Source organism: Planobacterium oryzisoli, assembly GCF_015354315.1.
GTDB lineage: Bacteria > Bacteroidota > Bacteroidia > Flavobacteriales > Weeksellaceae > Planobacterium_A > Planobacterium_A oryzisoli.
The window spans coordinates 41,919-57,200 of record NZ_JADKYY010000006.1; the positions used below are offsets into that span (position 1 = coordinate 41,919).

A 15,282-nucleotide genomic window follows, 5' to 3' on the forward strand; every position below is an offset into this window, starting at 1 on the left:
TATGGGAATCCGTCTTACTCATTGAGATGGATTTCCTTGGTTTTTAAAGGACTGATCTTTTCCTGCAGCCACTGGAAGATGGCAAAAAGCACTGGGATGGCCAAAAGACCAAAGAGTGTTCCTATAAGTAGTCCTGCTGCTGCGCCCGTACCAATGGAGCGGTTCCCAACCATTCCAATCCCACTGGCAAACACCAAAGGAAGCATTCCGAAAATAAAGGCAAAGGAGGTCATAAGAATAGGTCGTAGACGTGCCTTTGCTGCATTGATTGCAGACATGGCAATACTCTCCCCTCTTCTTCTTCTCTGCAAGGCAAATTCCACGATAAGGATTGCATTCTTGGCCAAAAGTCCAATGAGCATGATAATGGCAATCTGAAAGTAGATATTGTTTTCCAGCCCCATGATTCTCTGTCCGAAGAAGGCTCCTACTACACCAAGAGGTAGGGAAACGATCACCGCAAGAGGAAGTACATAACTCTCGTACTGCGCCGCAAGAATAAAATACACAAAAAGGAAACTCAGTAAAAAGACGAGATACGTCTGGGATCCTGCGGTCATTTCCTCTTTGGTAAGCCCTGTGAACTCCACTTCGTAGTCTACCGGAAGGGAGGAGGATGCCACCTCCTGGATGGCCTGGATCGCATCCCCGGTGGAATATCCCGGGTTGTTGGATCCACTCACCCCTACCGAGGTAAAGAGGTTGTATCTAGAGATGGACTGCGGCCCAAAGGTGCGTTCCAGAGTAACAAACTGGGAGAGTGGCGTCATTACTCCACTCTCGGTACGTACATAGAGTTTTCCAAGGTCTGCGGCCGAGGCGCGGTCCTGAGGCAATGCCTGGATCATCACACGGAACTGCTTGCCGTACTTAGTAAAGTCGGTCGAATAAATTCCCCCGATATACCCCTGCATGGCACTTAAAATACTGTTTACCGAAACGCCCACATCCTTTGCGCGCGGTACATTAATCACCATTTCGTACTGCGGATAATTCGTATTGAAGGAGGTAGAGGCAAACTGTATCTCCGGACGCTTCATAAGCTCTGCAGTAAAGGCCTGTGCAGTAGTATTGAGCTGGTTTAAGTCGCCACCCGACTTATCCAAAAGTTCGAAGTTAAACCCTTCGCTCTGTCCAAATCCTGGAACACTAGGCGGAGAGAAAAAAATGATTTTGGCATCGGGATATTTTGAGGCTAGTCCAAAGAGCTTACCGGTGATCACCTCTACGGTTTGCTCATCCCCGCGCTCATCAAACGGTTTAAGCTTGATGAAGGCCTGCCCTACGTTGGATCCGGAGCCAGACATAAATCCACGGCTTGCCGTAAAGGTGACGTTTAGTACCCCGTCGATGCCACGCGCCTCTTTTTGAAGGTCCTTCAATATCGCGTAGGTACGCTCCATGGAAGCTCCCGGAGGAAGCTGCACATCGGTAAATATGATTCCTCGGTCTTCCTTAGGAATGAAACCGGTAGGCATCGTTGCACTTGCCCACCAGAAGGTAAGGGCCCCGGCGGCAAAAATCACTAAAGTCACCCACTTATGGCGAAGAAGATATACAAAAGAGCGTCCGTAACGGTTGGTTGCCGTATGAAAGCCCGCGTTGAATTTGTAAAAGAATTTATCCTTAAAGTTCATCTCGCTGTACTGCTTTTGTGCATGGTGCGTTGGCTTTAAAAGCAGTGCGCAAAGCACCGGCGAGAGCGTAAGGGCATTAACGGCCGAGATAAGGATGGCTATAATCAGGGTGATACCGAACTGCTGATAGAATACCCCAGTAGGACCCTGCAGGAACGTAACGGGAATAAACACCGCAGCCATTACAAGCGTAATAGAGATAATTGCTCCTGTGATCTCATCCATAGCCTGAACGGTGGCTCTCTTGGCATCGTCAATACCGTGCTCTAATTTGGCATGGACCGCTTCGACCACCACGATGGCATCGTCCACCACAATCCCGATGGCAAGCACCAAAGCAAAGAGCGTGAGAAGGTTTAGGGAGTAGCCTAGAAGATTTAAAAAGAAAAAGGTCCCAATGATCGATACCGGAACGGCAATGGCAGGGATAAGGGTAGAGCGAAGGTCTTGGAGGAAAATAAAAACCACCAGAAACACCAGTATGAAGGCCTCGATAAGTGTAGTGATTACCTTACCTATGGAGGCAGTTAAGAATTCGTTGGTATCAAAGTTAATCGTATAGCCAATGCCTTCCGGGAAAGTACCTTGCGCCTCCTGGAGGTAGGTATTAATCTCTCCGATGATTTCCTGGGCGTTGGATCCCGGAGTCTGGAAGATACCCATGGAAATGGAGCGCCTTCCGTTGTTCTCTCCTATACCGGTATAGGAAAGCGCATCGAGATCCACCTTAGCAACGTCCTTGAGTCGCAGGTACTGACCCCCTCCAAGGCTACGGACAATGATGTTCTCGTACTCCTCTACCTCCTGGAATTTTCCTTTATAGGTGATTACATACTGAAAGGAAGTTCCGTCGTTCTGGCCCAGCTGCCCTGCAGCGGCCTCGCGGCTCTGCTCATTGATGGCTGCCGAGACCTCTGAAGGTTCCACCCCGTAGGAGGCCATCTTCTGAGGATCAAGCCATATACGCATCGCATAGGTCTTTCCTCCAAATGCCATGGCATCACCAACCCCATTGACCCTCTTAAGGGCAGGGATGACGTTGATATTGATATAGTTCTGAAGCCATACCTCATCCAAAGCGGGATTGTCGGTATAGAACGAGAGAAACATCAGGGCACTGGTTTGTTGTTTTTGCGTAACTACCCCCGCTCTGGTCACATCGGAAGGAAGCAGCGGCAGTGCCCGCTGTACCTTATTCTGAACGTTCACTGCGGCAATATCGGGATCGATGCCCTGCTTGAAGAAGATCTGTATGGAGGCCGATCCGTCGTTGCCGGCGGAGGAGCTGATGTAGTCCATGCCTTCCACCCCATTGACCTGTTCTTCAATTGGGATTACCACGGAGTTCATCACAGTCTGCGCATTGGCTCCGGTGTAATTGGCGGAAATCCGTACCGTTGGAGGCGCAATGTCGGGATATTGGGTTACCGGCAGAGCGAGAAGTCCCAGGATCCCCAAAATGACAATCATAATGGAAATCACGGTAGAGAGCACCGGCCGGTCAATAAATTTTTTAATCATAGTACACGGTTATTATCTGTAGATCCAGGACTTATGCAGCAGTCCTTTAAGGAGAAAAAAGCTTAGTTGTCAAACATCGGGGTGATTCCTTTCAAAATATCGTCAAAGCGTTTAGGCTGCGGTTTGACTGGGGTATTGGGTCTTAGTGTACCTACACCTTCGGCTACCACCGTCTCTCCTTTTTTTACTCCGCTTTCAATCACTGCCATGTTGGATACCCGGTCAATTATTTTCACTGCGGTATTGCGCGCCGTATCTTTCTCCACTTTATATACATAGGTCAGGCCCTGCTGCTCGTACGTAGCGGTCTCAGGTACTACCAGTACGCCACTGTAGAGCTTGGGAACGCGAATGGTTCCGGTATTTCCGTTCGAAAGCAGTTTTTGCGGATTAGGAAGCGATACGCGGAACTGAATGGTTCCCGTCGTTGCATCGATCTGACCCGTTACGGCCTTGATGGTTCCTTTCTCCCGGTAGACCTCCCCATTGGCAAGTACCAGTTCTACTGCAGGCATGTTCTTTAGCTTCTCGGCCAAAGTGGCTCCGTAGGAATTCTTAAGAAAGTCCAGGTACTCACTCTCGTTCATGGAAAAATAGGCATAGAGTTCCGAGGTGTCCGATACGGTGGTAATAGCCGTAGGATCGGAAGGTCCTACAAGGCTTCCCGTGCGCATGTTGATTTTTCCGACCACTCCGGAAATAGGAGCCCGAATGATTGAATAGTTGATATTTTCCTGTGCCCCCTGGTAATTTGCCTGGGCCTGGGAAACCCCTGCCTGGGCTTGGGCACGTGCGGCAACGGCCTGAGAAAGTTGCGCCTGAGCGCGCGATAGGTTGGCCTGAGCAGTTTGTAGCTGTACGGAGGAAATGATATTCTTCTCAACGAGCGGACGGAGTTTATCTACTTCTACCTGCGCAGCTGCAACGGCCGCTTGAGCGGCTTTCACATTGGCTTCTGCAGCGGAAACATTGGAACGGGCCGCTCCCACTCCTGCCCTTGCGGCAGAGGCCGACTGGCTCAGTGTATTGGTTTCCAGACGAAAAAGCGGTTGGCCGCGCTGTACATACTGTCCTTCATCTACAAGGACTTGGGTAATGTATCCCTGGATCTTGGCGCGGATATCGTTGTTTATTCTCCCCTCGATGGAGGCAGGAAATGAGGTATAACCTGTCACATTGCGGGTCTCTACCTTTACGGTCGACACGGTTTTGGGACCTTGAGGTGCTTCCTGCTGCTTTTTGCCACAGGAAAGTACCGTAAGGGAGGTCAGTGCTAAAATAAAAATCGGTTTACTCATCGTATAGCTGTCTTAGTGAATTTTCTATATTATTTAGGTTATTAGTCAATAGTTCTCGGTAGATCAGAAATTTTTGCTGACTGGCCCCGTCCTGCTCTCCGCGGAAGTCCGATAGGCGGTCTATCAGCGTTAGTTCTATCTGCAGGCGCCGGACAATCTCCTCAAAACGGATACGTATAAAACGGTCATTCGTGACAAAGTAGCGTTTACGCGAGGCACTGTCTTTTTCTGCTATGAGCCGGTGCTCGAGTAACAGTTGGAGGCTCGTGGATACGCTAGACTTGGAAGCCTTATAATAGTCCACCAGCTCCTCAAAGCTGATTCCCTTCCTTTCAAAATCAAAAATAAGCAGTGAATTAATCTTGGCGGCTAGTGGCGGAAGATGAAACACCTCTCCGTAGAAAGAGACCAGGTCCTGGTAGATGGAGGGCTCCACGGAAAAGGTAAGGTTATTCATTGCATACTATTTTTTTGAGAGTGTCAAAGATACAAAAATTGGTTCGGTAAATTCCGAACCAATCAATACGATAGATAAAAAAAATGACCTATTCTGGCAATCTATCCGTGTATAGTTCCTATGGTTAACCATGTCGTGGCTCATTTGAAGGTACACTACCTATGACCCGGCAAGGGTTTCCAACCGCGATGCTGTACGGAGCAATATCTTTAGTAACGACACTTCCAGCCCCGATAACGCTTCCCTTTCCAATCCGTACTCCGGGCACCACGTGCACCCCCCCACCTATCCATACATTATCTTCCACCACTATGGGAAGGGCATATTCCAAGCCCCTGGCTCGCTGCTCGTACTCCAGAGGATGGCCCGAGGTATAGAAGCCACACGAAGGGCCCACAAAGACGTTGTCTCCAAAATAGACCGGCGCGGCATCAAGAATAACCAAGTGGTGGTTGGAATAGAAATTTTTACCCAGATGGATGTTGTAGCCGTAATCGCAGTAAAAAGGCTGCTCGATGGTGGCTTCGCCCTTGCACGTTCCCACAATAAGTTCAAGTAGCCTGGAGCGCTCCCAAAGCCGGGAAGGAGAAAGCTGGTTGTATGCATGGCAATGCTCCTTGCACTGCTGTCTTTGCTCAAGAAGCATTCTATCCATGGGATCGTAAAGCAAGCCCTCAGTCAATTTTTCTTTCTCGGTCACAGCAGTGGTGTTTTAGTGAATACCTTTTCAAAGGCTCGGCGGGGCGAGCCCCGAAATTCTACCTCCCCGCAGTACCGGTAGCCTAAACTATCGAAGAGATGGAGCATAGGCAGGTTATCAAAATTAGTGTCTACCCGAATCGATACCGCGTCGTGCTGCTGAGAAATGCGCTCAGCTTCCTGAAGCATTCTTCGCGCATACCCTCTACCCAGATGCGCAGTTGCTACCGCCACGCGGTGTACCACGTAGAAGGGACCCGAGGTAAGCCATTTGCCTTCAATTAATTCGTAGGCGGGTTCGTAGTTGTAAATCAGAGCAAAGTACCCCACCGTTTCCTCCTCGGTGCAAAGTACAATGCCTTCCCTTTTGGCGATGTCCTCTTCTATGGATTCCTTTTTGGGGTATCCGTCTTGCCACTGCAAGGATCCCTCCGCCTTTCGGCGCTCCTTGGCCGCGCGAATAAGTTCCCAGATTGTTGGGGAATCGGAAGGTTCTGCCAAGCGGAAATAAAGAGAGGAGGAAGTATTCATGGTAGTAAAGTTACTAAGCCTTAGCACAATAATAAGCACTAGGCCCTAAATTTTAACACAAAAAAAAACGGAGCGCCCAAACGCTCCGGAGAAAAAAGTAGTAAAATTTAAAATTATGAAATATTTGGGTTAATGCTGTGTAGACCGGACCTCGGCGATCCAGGGGTCTATGATATCAAAGGCCTTCTGTTCCTCGCTAAGGGGTACCATAATCTTAAGCGTGGTAGCCGTAGGCGTAGTGGTAAAGGTCATGTACTTGTTCTCCACCGTATTATGTATACCTACCTCATCAAGTTTGGATTTCACTAGTTGAATTTCTTGGGGTATCTCACTTTCAAAAACGGATACTCTGGTTTTTCTGTCCATACTATTCCTGTTTTATTAGATACCAATATACAAAAAATATGTTAAATTTTGCCAATAACCCCAACCAAATGTTTGCTTTTTTTTCTAGTTTTCAGCTGCTTGCCTTTCGTATTTTTCCTTATACCGCTCGTAGAGCTCCTTCTGCTGGTTGTGCAGAATAATTTCTCTACCGTCAATGAAGGCATGGGTAAGCTGGTTGGTAAGCTGGTCGAGTGCATCCCCTTCCGAGAGAAATAACGTCGCGCTTTTACCCACTTCTATTGAGCCGTATTTTTTTTCTATGCCCAGCATTCGGGCCAGGTTGATAGTGATACTCTCCAAAGCCTTTTCCTTGTCGAGTCCGTAGGCCGCAGTAGTTCCTGCAAGGAAAGGAAGGTTCCTGGAATCCGAGAAGTCCTTCCGTGCGCTGTAGTCCAGTCCATGAAGAATCCCCTTGGAGGCTACCAGGGCAGCAAACTCGTAAGGAAGTCTTGGGGAATCGCTCTCTGAGGAAGGAAGTGAATGGGGATTAGTCACAATAAGGGGCAGTCCGCTCTTTTTGATCTCGTCCAGTACGGGCACTAGCCTTGAACCTCCAAGCAGAACCGTGTGCCTAATACCGTTTTGTTTGGCAAACTGGATGGCTTCCAGGGCTTCGTTCGGACCGGCTACATCAATAAAAAGCCGCTTTTCTCCAGAGAATACTGGTAGGATGGCTTCCAGCTTATAGTCCTTGATACCACTGCCCGGGCGGTACACCTTAGCGCGGGTAAAAAGGCTCTGGAGCTCTAAGAGATTGTCCCGACGCCTGTCGGAGAGTTCCTTACTTCGCTTTTCGTCGGCAAGGGTTCTTTGCTCCGGCCAGTTTAGATGCAAAACATTGTCCTTCGCCACGGCCGCATCCTCCCAATTCCAGCCGTCCAGATGCAGTACGGAGGAGGTGCCCTTCAAAAGACCACGCTCCATTACCGGTTGGGCCAGAAGCACGCCGTTGGTACGCACGGTAGGAATCACGTGGGAATCGGTATTAAAAGCAATGAGTGTCCGTACTTCGGGCATGAATTCATTGGTTTCCACAAAGTCCACGGTGGCTTTGGTGGAACTCACCTCCACCAGTCCCAGAGAATTATTAACCAGGATCAGTCCTGGATAGAGGTGCTTTCCTTTGGCCTCGATCACCCGAGCTCCTTTAGGAATACCCTGGTTGATGCCGGTAATAATGCCCTTGTCAAACACCAGAGTGGCGTTGGGAAGCACGCTTCCTGCAGCCGTATGGATGGTAGCACCCGTAATAGCGATCGCACCACTTTGCACAGGTGCGGGTTTGGGCCGCTGGGCCTGCAGAAAAGCCGCACTGAGCGATGTCAGTAGTAAAGTTAAAATAGTGTTATAGTGTTTCATCTTGCTTTTTTAGATTAATGGATTAATGGGAATGGCCCGCATGCGATTCACCTTCCAGGGTATCGCAGTGGTAGAGCACAGCAGTCTTTGGAGTAATGGCCTGGGTTTCTCCTTTCTTCTGGTCACTGGAAAAGAGCATCTTTTGAATAAGCCGGTTTTTCTCATCGCGCACTTTTTTGTCCTTTGCCTCTTGCTCCTTAGCATCAAAATACAGTGTGCCCTCTACCCAGGTTTTCTCTACCTTGGCATAGACGCTTAAAGGATTGTCGGTCCATAAAACCAGGTCCGCATCTTTGCCCGGTGCAATGGATCCTACCTTATGGTCTATCTGAAGCATTTTTGCGGGATTAAGCGTTACCATCTTCCATGCCTCTTCCATTGGCACCCCACCGTACTTGACCGTCTTTCCCGCTTCCTGATTGAGCCTTCGTGCCATTTCTGCATCGTCGGAGTTGATGGCGGTATTGACTCCCGCCTGCAGAAGAAGGGCTGCATTGTACGGTATGGCTTCGCGCACTTCTTCCTTATAGGCCCACCAGTCCGAAAAAGTGGAGGCATTGGCGCCATGGGCTTTCATCTTGTCGGCCACCTTATAGCCTTCGAGTATATGGGTGAACGTGTGCACGGTAAAGTCGAAGCGGTCGGCAACGTCCATCAGCATATTGATCTCACTCTGCACGTAGGAATGGCACGTGATGAAGCGCTGCGCATCAAGGATCTCCTGCATGGCCTCCAGCCGCAAATCTTTGCGGAAATTCTTATTGGTTTTTTTCTCCAGCTCGTACTCCTTGGCGCGGGTGAACCAAAAATCAAACGCCTGCTCCACGCCCGGCCTACTCTGTGGGAACCGGTTGGGATTGCCTCCCCAGTTGCTTTGTTTCACATTCTCTCCCAGCGCAAATTTGATATACCCCTTTGCACCTGGGAATTTCATTCCCTCTGCCGTCTCACCCCATTTGAATTTCACCATGGAACTCTGTCCTCCCACCGGGTTGGCCGAGCCGTGCAGTTGCTGCGCAGCGGTTACCCCACCGGCAAGTTGGCGGTAGAAATTCACATCGTCCGGATTGATGGCATCGGCCATTCGTACTTCAGCGGAATTGTTGGATCCGGCCTCATTCACTCCCCTGCTCAGTCCAATATGGGTATGTTCGTCAATGATCCCAGAGGTCAGGTGCATTCCTGTACCATCCACCAATTCGGCGCCCTGCGCAGAAAGATTCTCTCCTACTGCCACAATCTTACTACCTGCTACACGCACGTCCAGAGTACTGGAAATACCTTTCGAGGTATTGGTCCATACCGTAGCGCCGCGGATCAAATAGTCCTTCAGCTCCGGCCGGCTCTCACTTCCAAAGGCCGAAAATGGATACCAGATCGCACCCACCTGCTCCTTTTTACTCTCTTTTGATTCCATAGCAGCAGCGGTAAATTCCGCTGTACGTACCAGGGAAAAAGGTACGCTTACGCCCTGTTTGTTAAGGGCCTGTCCCTGATGGTTCCTGTGCTCTGATAAAGGAAGCATCAGACGGTAGTTCTGAAGAGAATCAGAGGGAAGGGTAAGTTCCATGGCCATCTTATAGTCTGAGGAAAGGAGCTTTACCTTGCCTTTCTTGTCTTGTTTTTTTATCTCTGCCTCGGGCTTGGAAGCCTTGCCTTTTACCTGGAGCTCGTAGGAATTCCCCGCGATATTCAGCGTATAGGTTCCCCGCACGTCGGTCTCCACCCTAGGCTCTATGATGTTGCGCTCTCCAAGGACCCAGTTCTCGTGCAGCACCGATTCCTTTTCAAACATATCGCCTGAGACTACCAGAAAATTCGCCAGCGCCCCAGAACGAAGATGTCCTAGTTGATCCACACCCAGCATTTGGGAAGGGACTGCCGTAAGGGACTCCAGGACCAGTTCCTTGGAAATGCCCTTGCGGTGCAGATCGCGCACCTTCTCTAGGAAAGTGTTTTTGTCCTTAAGCTTACTCATGGTAAGAGCAAAAGGCACCTTGGCATCGGAAAGGTACTTGGCATTATAAGGAGCCAATTCCCAATGCTTTAAATCTGCTACATCAAGAGCCTCTCCGTCTAAAGCGTCTTCCATCTTGTAGGCTTTGGGGTATTCCAAAGGGAGAATCACGGTTCCTCCCGTACTTTTTATCTCCTGTGCACGCTGGTATTCATTCCCCGAGCCCAAGAATACAAATTGAGTACCTGCCTCATCGCCAATGGCGTCGGCGCGAAGGATATCCCATTTTTCCGAAGTCTCTATGATGGTAGGTAGTTTCTTGAAACGGTTGAATGCCTCCAGGTTGGTGCTTTTAATCTCTTTTTGGCCTGGGGACTCGTACCATTTGGCGTCCAGATAGAGCTGGCGCAGAAGAGCGATGGATCCTACCAGGGACGAGGGATATGCCTGGCGGGAAGAACCCTTGTTAAACGAAAGCATTAGTGCTGCATCTTCCTTTAAGACACGCTCTCGGGCCGGTCCTTCACCCAGGGCAATAAGTACGGCAGAGCCCCGCACGATCCCGTCTTCATTGAAACTAACGGCCGCACCAAAACCTTGTTTGAGGTATGCCTCATAGTCCTTACTTTGATTTGTAAAATGACTTACGGCTCTAACGTCGGCTTTTACTGCATCGTTGTACGCCGCCGATGTGGCCTCTGAGGGAACATACATATTTCCGGGACTGTATTGCAGTCGCGGGGATTTTTCCACTCCCACCGAAGCGTACGGGTCTATGAAGGACGGATAGACAAATGCGCCTTTCCCATCGAGGACTACCGCATTTTTTGGTACGGATACTTTTCCAGAGGAAAGGATCTTGCCCTTAGAGAATACCACCACGGCGTTCTCCACTTTGGTTTTGTGGTCCTGGTAGAGCGTCACATTGGTTAAGGCGTAGACGCTTTGGTTCTTACCTTTGGTGTCGTTGGGCCAGTACCCTACCTGGGCACTAAGCAAAACGCCCGCCCCTAAGGACAGGACCGAGAAGATTCTCTTAATCATATTGGAATTAGTTTTTGATTATTTCTGATAGAAACTCCTCAAATTTATAAATAATTCCTAAAGTTCTGCCCCCAGAACATTAAAAAACCGCCCCGATGGGCGGTTTTGTGCAAAATACGGCAAAATGGCTTTTAAATCTGGCCAGCGCTTAAGACCTCGTCCATGAGATGAAGTACTCTTTCCAGCTCCTCACGCCGTACGTTCAGGTGCGGTCGGAAACGTATAGCCTGCTCCCCACAGCCCAAAATAATAACCTTCTTTTCAAAGAGCGCATCGCGCAGGGCATCCCTTTGCGCAGGGGAAGGCAAATTCACCGCGCACATCAGACCTTTACCCCGCGCCTGAGAGAGCAGTGTAGGGTATTTTTCCTGCAGGGACTGCAGTCCTTCCAAAAGCACTTTTCCCATCACGCGCGCATGCTGCACCAAGTTTTCCTCTTCAATGACTTCCAGAATCAGCTTCAGGCGCATCATGTCGATGAAATTTCCTCCGAAGGTGGAGTTAATTCGGGAGCTTTCTTTAAAGACATTATCGGGTACTAAATCGAACTTCTCTTTACTTGCCAGCACACCACAAACCTGGGTTTTCTTTCCGAACGAAATAATGTCGGGGGCTACCGAGAAATGCTCGTAGGCCCACATCTTACCGGTGAGACCAATACCGGTCTGTACCTCATCGAAGATAAGCAGTACCTCATTCTGGTCGCAAAGAGCCCGAAGTCCCTGGAAGAATTCGTCGCGGAAATGATGGTCGCCGCCTTCGGCCTGGATTGGTTCAATGATGATGGCCGCCACACGGTTAGGATTGGAAAGTATGGCTTCCTCGATGTTTAAAAGTGCAAGGTTTTCTTCCCGCTGTGTTTTCTCCAGCGACTCAGGCGTTAGAGGAAAGACCAGGTGGGGATTTAGGATCCGTGGCCAGTCGAATTTCGGGAAATACTGGTGCTTTCGTGGATCGGCAGTATTGGTAAGACTTAGCGTGTAGCCACTCCTTCCGTGGAAGGCCTGCTTGAAATGGATACAGATGTCTGCCTCGGTGTCGATACCCGCCTGGAAATTCCGTTTGGTCTTCCAGTCAAAACAAGCCTTCATGGCATTTTCAACCGCCAGGGTTCCCCCGGAAATAAAGAAAGCATACTGTAGTTCCTTGGGAATGGCTACGCGCTCGAAAACTTCCATGAACTCAGCGTATTCTTTAGGGTAGACGTCGGCCAAGGTGGGTTTATTGATCGCCATTTTACCCAGCCACTCAGTGTTCTTTACCAAATGAGGATGGTTGTATCCAATAGATGCGGAGGCAAACATAGAAAACATATCCAGGTACTCTGCACCGGTGAGCCGGTCGTAGATCCACGAGCCGTGGGATTTTTCAATATCCATCACAAAATCGAAGCCGTCGGCTAGGATATGACGCGAAAGGGTCTCTTTTACGGGATTTGTAGAAGTGCTGGAAGGTGCTATTGAATCGTTCATACTAACTTGTGTTAAAAATTATGGTGTTTAGGTTTTATAGATCGAACTTAATGCCCTGGGCCAGTGGGAGCTCAGGCGAATAATTAATAGTATTGGTCTGACGGCGCATATAGTATTTCCAAACATCGGAGCCGCTCTCGCGTCCTCCGCCCGTTTCCTTCTCGCCGCCAAAAGCACCGCCTATCTCTGCACCTGAGGTGCCTATATTCACGTTGGCAATACCGCAGTCTGAACCTTTATGCGAAAGAAACAGTTCGGCCTCCCTTAAGTTCTGCGTCATGATAGCAGAGGAAAGTCCCTGAGGAACATCGTTATGCATGGCGATCGCCTCAGAGAGTTCGCTGTATTTCATTACATAGAGAATCGGAGCAAACGTCTCGTGCTGGACGATCTCCATGTGGTTCTCCACCTTGGCAATGCAGGGCTTAACGTAGCATCCTGAACTGTATTTCTCCCCGGAAAGCACACCTCCTTCTACAATAAATTCTCCTCCCTGTGCTTTGCAGGCCTCAATGGCCTTGGTGTACTGCGCTACGGCATCAGTATCGATAAGTGGCCCTACATGGTTGCTTTCGTCCAGTGGATCTCCGATCTTAAGCTGTCCGTACGCCTTTACAAGCCGCTCTATCACCTGATCGTACACGTCCTGATGAATAATAAGCCTACGGGTCGAGGTGCAGCGCTGACCGCAGGTACCTACCGCTCCAAAGACCGCTCCAATAATGGCCATATCGATATCGGCCTGATTAGAAATAATGATGGCATTGTTTCCGCCTAATTCCAGAATGGATTTGCCAAAGCGACCTGCTACTTTCATGCCCACTTCCCTTCCCACGCGCGTAGACCCTGTAAAGGAAAGTAGTGCGCAGCGGGGATCTTCCACTAGTGCGGCCCCTACCTCATGACCCGCCACCAGTACGCTGGAAATCCCTTCGGGCATATTATTTTCTGAAAGGACCTCCTGGATTATTCTCTGGCACGCCAAGGCGCAAAGACCCACCTTTTCCGATGGTTTCCAGACGGTGACGTTTCCACAGATCCAGGCCAGGGCGGTATTCCAACTCCATACGGCCACCGGGAAATTGAATGCCGATATAATCCCCACCACTCCTAAAGGATGGTACTGCTCGTACATGCGGTGCAAAGGCCTTTCGGAATGCATGGTAAAACCGTGAAGCTGCCTGGAGAGCCCCACAGCAAAATCACAGATATCGATCATCTCCTGCACTTCTCCCAGCCCCTCCTGAAGACTCTTTCCCATCTCGTAGGAAACCAGCGTGCCCAGGTCCTGCTTTTTCTGGCGAAGTTTCAAACCAAACTGACGTACCAGCTCCCCACGCTTTGGGGCGGGCATCATCCGGAATTCCAGGAATGCCTCACGGGCCTTTTCCATGACCTCTTGGTAGTTTTCCATACTTGCGGTGCGTATACGCGCAATTGCAACGCCATCGACCGGGGAGTAGCTGGTTATTTCCTCTCCTGAGGCAAAGAAATCACCTCCGGTGCTCACACCCAAATTTTCAGGCTCAATCCCTAAGTTTTTAAGTACGTTTTTAATCGTTTCGCTTGGTTGTTTTTCACTCATCTTTAAGACTTTTCAATTGTTCTTAAATATAGAAAGTATCCTCTGATCTGCCAAAAAAAACGGTCCTATAAAGTATTTATCCTCTTTGCATCCACTTTTTGGAGAACCCGAAAGAGTATTTTCTCGCCCTTTGTATTATTCTAATTTTAAAATACTTACCCTTGTTTTCCTGTATACCTCTTAAAAATATTTACTATAGTAACAGACATTTTTTCTTTAGTATTTGCATAGTATTATAAAACTTTTTATACATTTGTGTTCTGAAACAAAACAGAACATGAATAATCTTACTGCATTACATCATCACCATCATCTCACCCCTAAGGCGAGTTGATAGGACTGTGCAGTTAAGTACAAACACTATAATAAACCGTCTTAGAGTCTAAGGCGGTTTTTTTGTGCCCATTCCAACATCAGTCCCCTATACTCTTAAGACGGTAGCAATTAAAAAAAATTAAAACACTACCCATGAGTAATTTAAAACTGGCCATTCAGAAAAAAGGCCGCCTGAACGAAAAATCCATAAGCCTCTTAAAGGAATGCGGCATTTCCTTTACAGACCTTTCCACGAGTCTAAAGACCACGGCACGCAATTTCCCATTAGAAGTGCTTTTACTTCGAGACGACGACATCCCACAGTATATCGAACAGGGTATAGCCGATATCGGTATCCTGGGCCTGAATGAAGTACTGGAAAAAAACCGCAACGTCACCATTGCAAAGAAACTCGGATTCGGACAGTGCCGACTTTCCCTGGCCCTTCCCAAAGAGGCCAGCTATGATGGACCCCAGGACCTTGCCGGAAAGCGTATTGCTACCAGCTATCCCCTCATCTTAGAAAAATTCCTTGAAGAAAAAGGAATCCAAGCACAGATCGAACAGATTGGAGGAAGCGTGGAAATTGCACCGAGCATAGGCCTCTCCGAAGCTGTATTCGATATCGTCTCGACGGGTTCCACACTTCTTACCAACGGTCTTAAGGAAGTAGAAAAGGTATTGGAAAGCGAGGCGGTACTCATCTCCTCGCCGGCCCTTAGCAGCGAAAAAGAGGCACTACTTAACAAACTGCTCTTTAGAATTGATGCGGTCCTTGGAGCGCGCGAGCACAAGTACATCCTATTGAATGCACCTAATGCGGCCCTGGACCAGATCATCGAGCTGCTTCCAGGAATGAAAAGCCCTACGGTACTTCCCCTGGCCACCAGTGGATGGTCTTCGCTACACACCGTCATCCGTGAAGACAGCTTCTGGGAAATTATCGACGAGCTCCAACTTCTGGGTGCCGAGGGAATACTTGTCGTACCGATCGAAAAAATGATACGCTAATACCCTCTA

Annotated in this window: 11 protein-coding genes; 1 reads left to right on the forward strand and 10 read right to left on the reverse strand. The window is 49.1% G+C overall.

All coding sequences use genetic code 11. The features are described 5' to 3' along the window. Positions 1-14: 14 nt before the first annotated feature. From IC612_RS05930 to amaB, 10 genes are all read right to left on the reverse strand, one after another. The gene (locus IC612_RS05930) at positions 15-3,158 is read right to left on the reverse strand and encodes an efflux RND transporter permease subunit (RefSeq protein WP_194739264.1); all 3,144 of its coding nucleotides are present in this window, start codon (positions 3,156-3,158) and stop codon (positions 15-17) included. A 62-nt stretch (positions 3,159-3,220) separates the two neighbouring features. Then, complete coding sequence (locus tag IC612_RS05935) at positions 3,221-4,456, reverse strand: efflux RND transporter periplasmic adaptor subunit (protein WP_194739265.1); 1,236 nt, start codon at positions 4,454-4,456, stop codon at positions 3,221-3,223. After that, a complete protein-coding gene (locus IC612_RS05940) occupies positions 4,449-4,913 on the reverse strand; it encodes a helix-turn-helix domain-containing protein (RefSeq protein WP_194739266.1) in 465 nt (154 codons plus the stop codon). The genes IC612_RS05935 and IC612_RS05940 overlap by 8 nt, the downstream gene beginning before the upstream one ends. Positions 4,914-5,037: 124 nt before the next feature. Beyond that, positions 5,038-5,613: a sugar O-acetyltransferase gene (locus tag IC612_RS10065; protein WP_194739267.1), complete on the reverse strand. Its 576-nt coding sequence runs from the start codon at positions 5,611-5,613 to the stop codon at positions 5,038-5,040. Continuing rightward, complete coding sequence (locus tag IC612_RS05950) at positions 5,610-6,143, reverse strand: GNAT family N-acetyltransferase (RefSeq protein ID WP_194739268.1); 534 nt, start codon at positions 6,141-6,143, stop codon at positions 5,610-5,612. The genes IC612_RS10065 and IC612_RS05950 overlap by 4 nt, the downstream gene beginning before the upstream one ends. A 129-nt stretch (positions 6,144-6,272) precedes the next feature. Beyond that, on the reverse strand, positions 6,273-6,509 hold the full coding sequence (locus IC612_RS05955) for a DUF2007 domain-containing protein (RefSeq protein WP_194739269.1): 237 nt from the start codon (positions 6,507-6,509) through the stop codon (positions 6,273-6,275). Between the two features lie 84 nt (positions 6,510-6,593). Further along, positions 6,594-7,889 carry an amidohydrolase family protein gene (locus IC612_RS05960; RefSeq protein WP_194739270.1) on the reverse strand — a complete coding sequence of 432 codons (1,296 nt, stop codon included), beginning with the start codon at positions 7,887-7,889 and terminating at the stop codon, positions 6,594-6,596. A gap of 22 nt (positions 7,890-7,911) precedes the next feature. Beyond that, positions 7,912-10,890, reverse strand: coding sequence for an amidohydrolase family protein (locus tag IC612_RS05965; protein ID WP_194739271.1), 2,979 nt, complete (start codon positions 10,888-10,890; stop codon positions 7,912-7,914). A 131-nt stretch (positions 10,891-11,021) separates the two neighbouring features. After that, positions 11,022-12,362, reverse strand: a complete 1,341-nt coding sequence (gene lat / locus IC612_RS05970) for an L-lysine 6-transaminase (protein ID WP_194739272.1) — start codon at positions 12,360-12,362, stop codon at positions 11,022-11,024. A 34-nt stretch (positions 12,363-12,396) separates the two neighbouring features. Further along, positions 12,397-13,947 carry an L-piperidine-6-carboxylate dehydrogenase gene (amaB, locus tag IC612_RS05975; protein ID WP_194739273.1) on the reverse strand — a complete coding sequence of 517 codons (1,551 nt, stop codon included), beginning with the start codon at positions 13,945-13,947 and terminating at the stop codon, positions 12,397-12,399. 468 nt (positions 13,948-14,415) lie between these two features. Between amaB and hisG the strand changes: the two genes are divergently transcribed. Then, complete coding sequence (gene hisG / locus IC612_RS05980) at positions 14,416-15,273, forward strand: ATP phosphoribosyltransferase (RefSeq protein ID WP_194739274.1); 858 nt, start codon at positions 14,416-14,418, stop codon at positions 15,271-15,273. The last annotated feature ends 9 nt before the right edge of the window (positions 15,274-15,282 follow it).

Excerpts from the sequence above, each read along its gene's own strand:
- IC612_RS05930 (WP_194739264.1), bottom strand. The coding sequence starts at position 3,158 with ATGATTAAAAAATTTATTGACCGGCCGGTGCTCTCTACCGTGATTTCC.
- IC612_RS05935 (WP_194739265.1), bottom strand. The coding sequence starts at position 4,456 with ATGAGTAAACCGATTTTTATTTTAGCACTGACCTCCCTTACGGTACTT.
- IC612_RS05940 (WP_194739266.1), bottom strand. The coding sequence starts at position 4,913 with ATGAATAACCTTACCTTTTCCGTGGAGCCCTCCATCTACCAGGACCTG.
- IC612_RS05950 (WP_194739268.1), bottom strand. The coding sequence starts at position 6,143 with ATGAATACTTCCTCCTCTCTTTATTTCCGCTTGGCAGAACCTTCCGAT.
- IC612_RS05955 (WP_194739269.1), bottom strand. The coding sequence starts at position 6,509 with ATGGACAGAAAAACCAGAGTATCCGTTTTTGAAAGTGAGATACCCCAA.
- IC612_RS05960 (WP_194739270.1), bottom strand. The coding sequence starts at position 7,889 with ATGAAACACTATAACACTATTTTAACTTTACTACTGACATCGCTCAGT.
- IC612_RS05965 (WP_194739271.1), bottom strand. The coding sequence starts at position 10,890 with ATGATTAAGAGAATCTTCTCGGTCCTGTCCTTAGGGGCGGGCGTTTTG.
- lat (WP_194739272.1), bottom strand. The coding sequence starts at position 12,362 with ATGAACGATTCAATAGCACCTTCCAGCACTTCTACAAATCCCGTAAAA.
- amaB (WP_194739273.1), bottom strand. The coding sequence starts at position 13,947 with ATGAGTGAAAAACAACCAAGCGAAACGATTAAAAACGTACTTAAAAAC.
- hisG (WP_194739274.1), top strand. The coding sequence starts at position 14,416 with ATGAGTAATTTAAAACTGGCCATTCAGAAAAAAGGCCGCCTGAACGAA.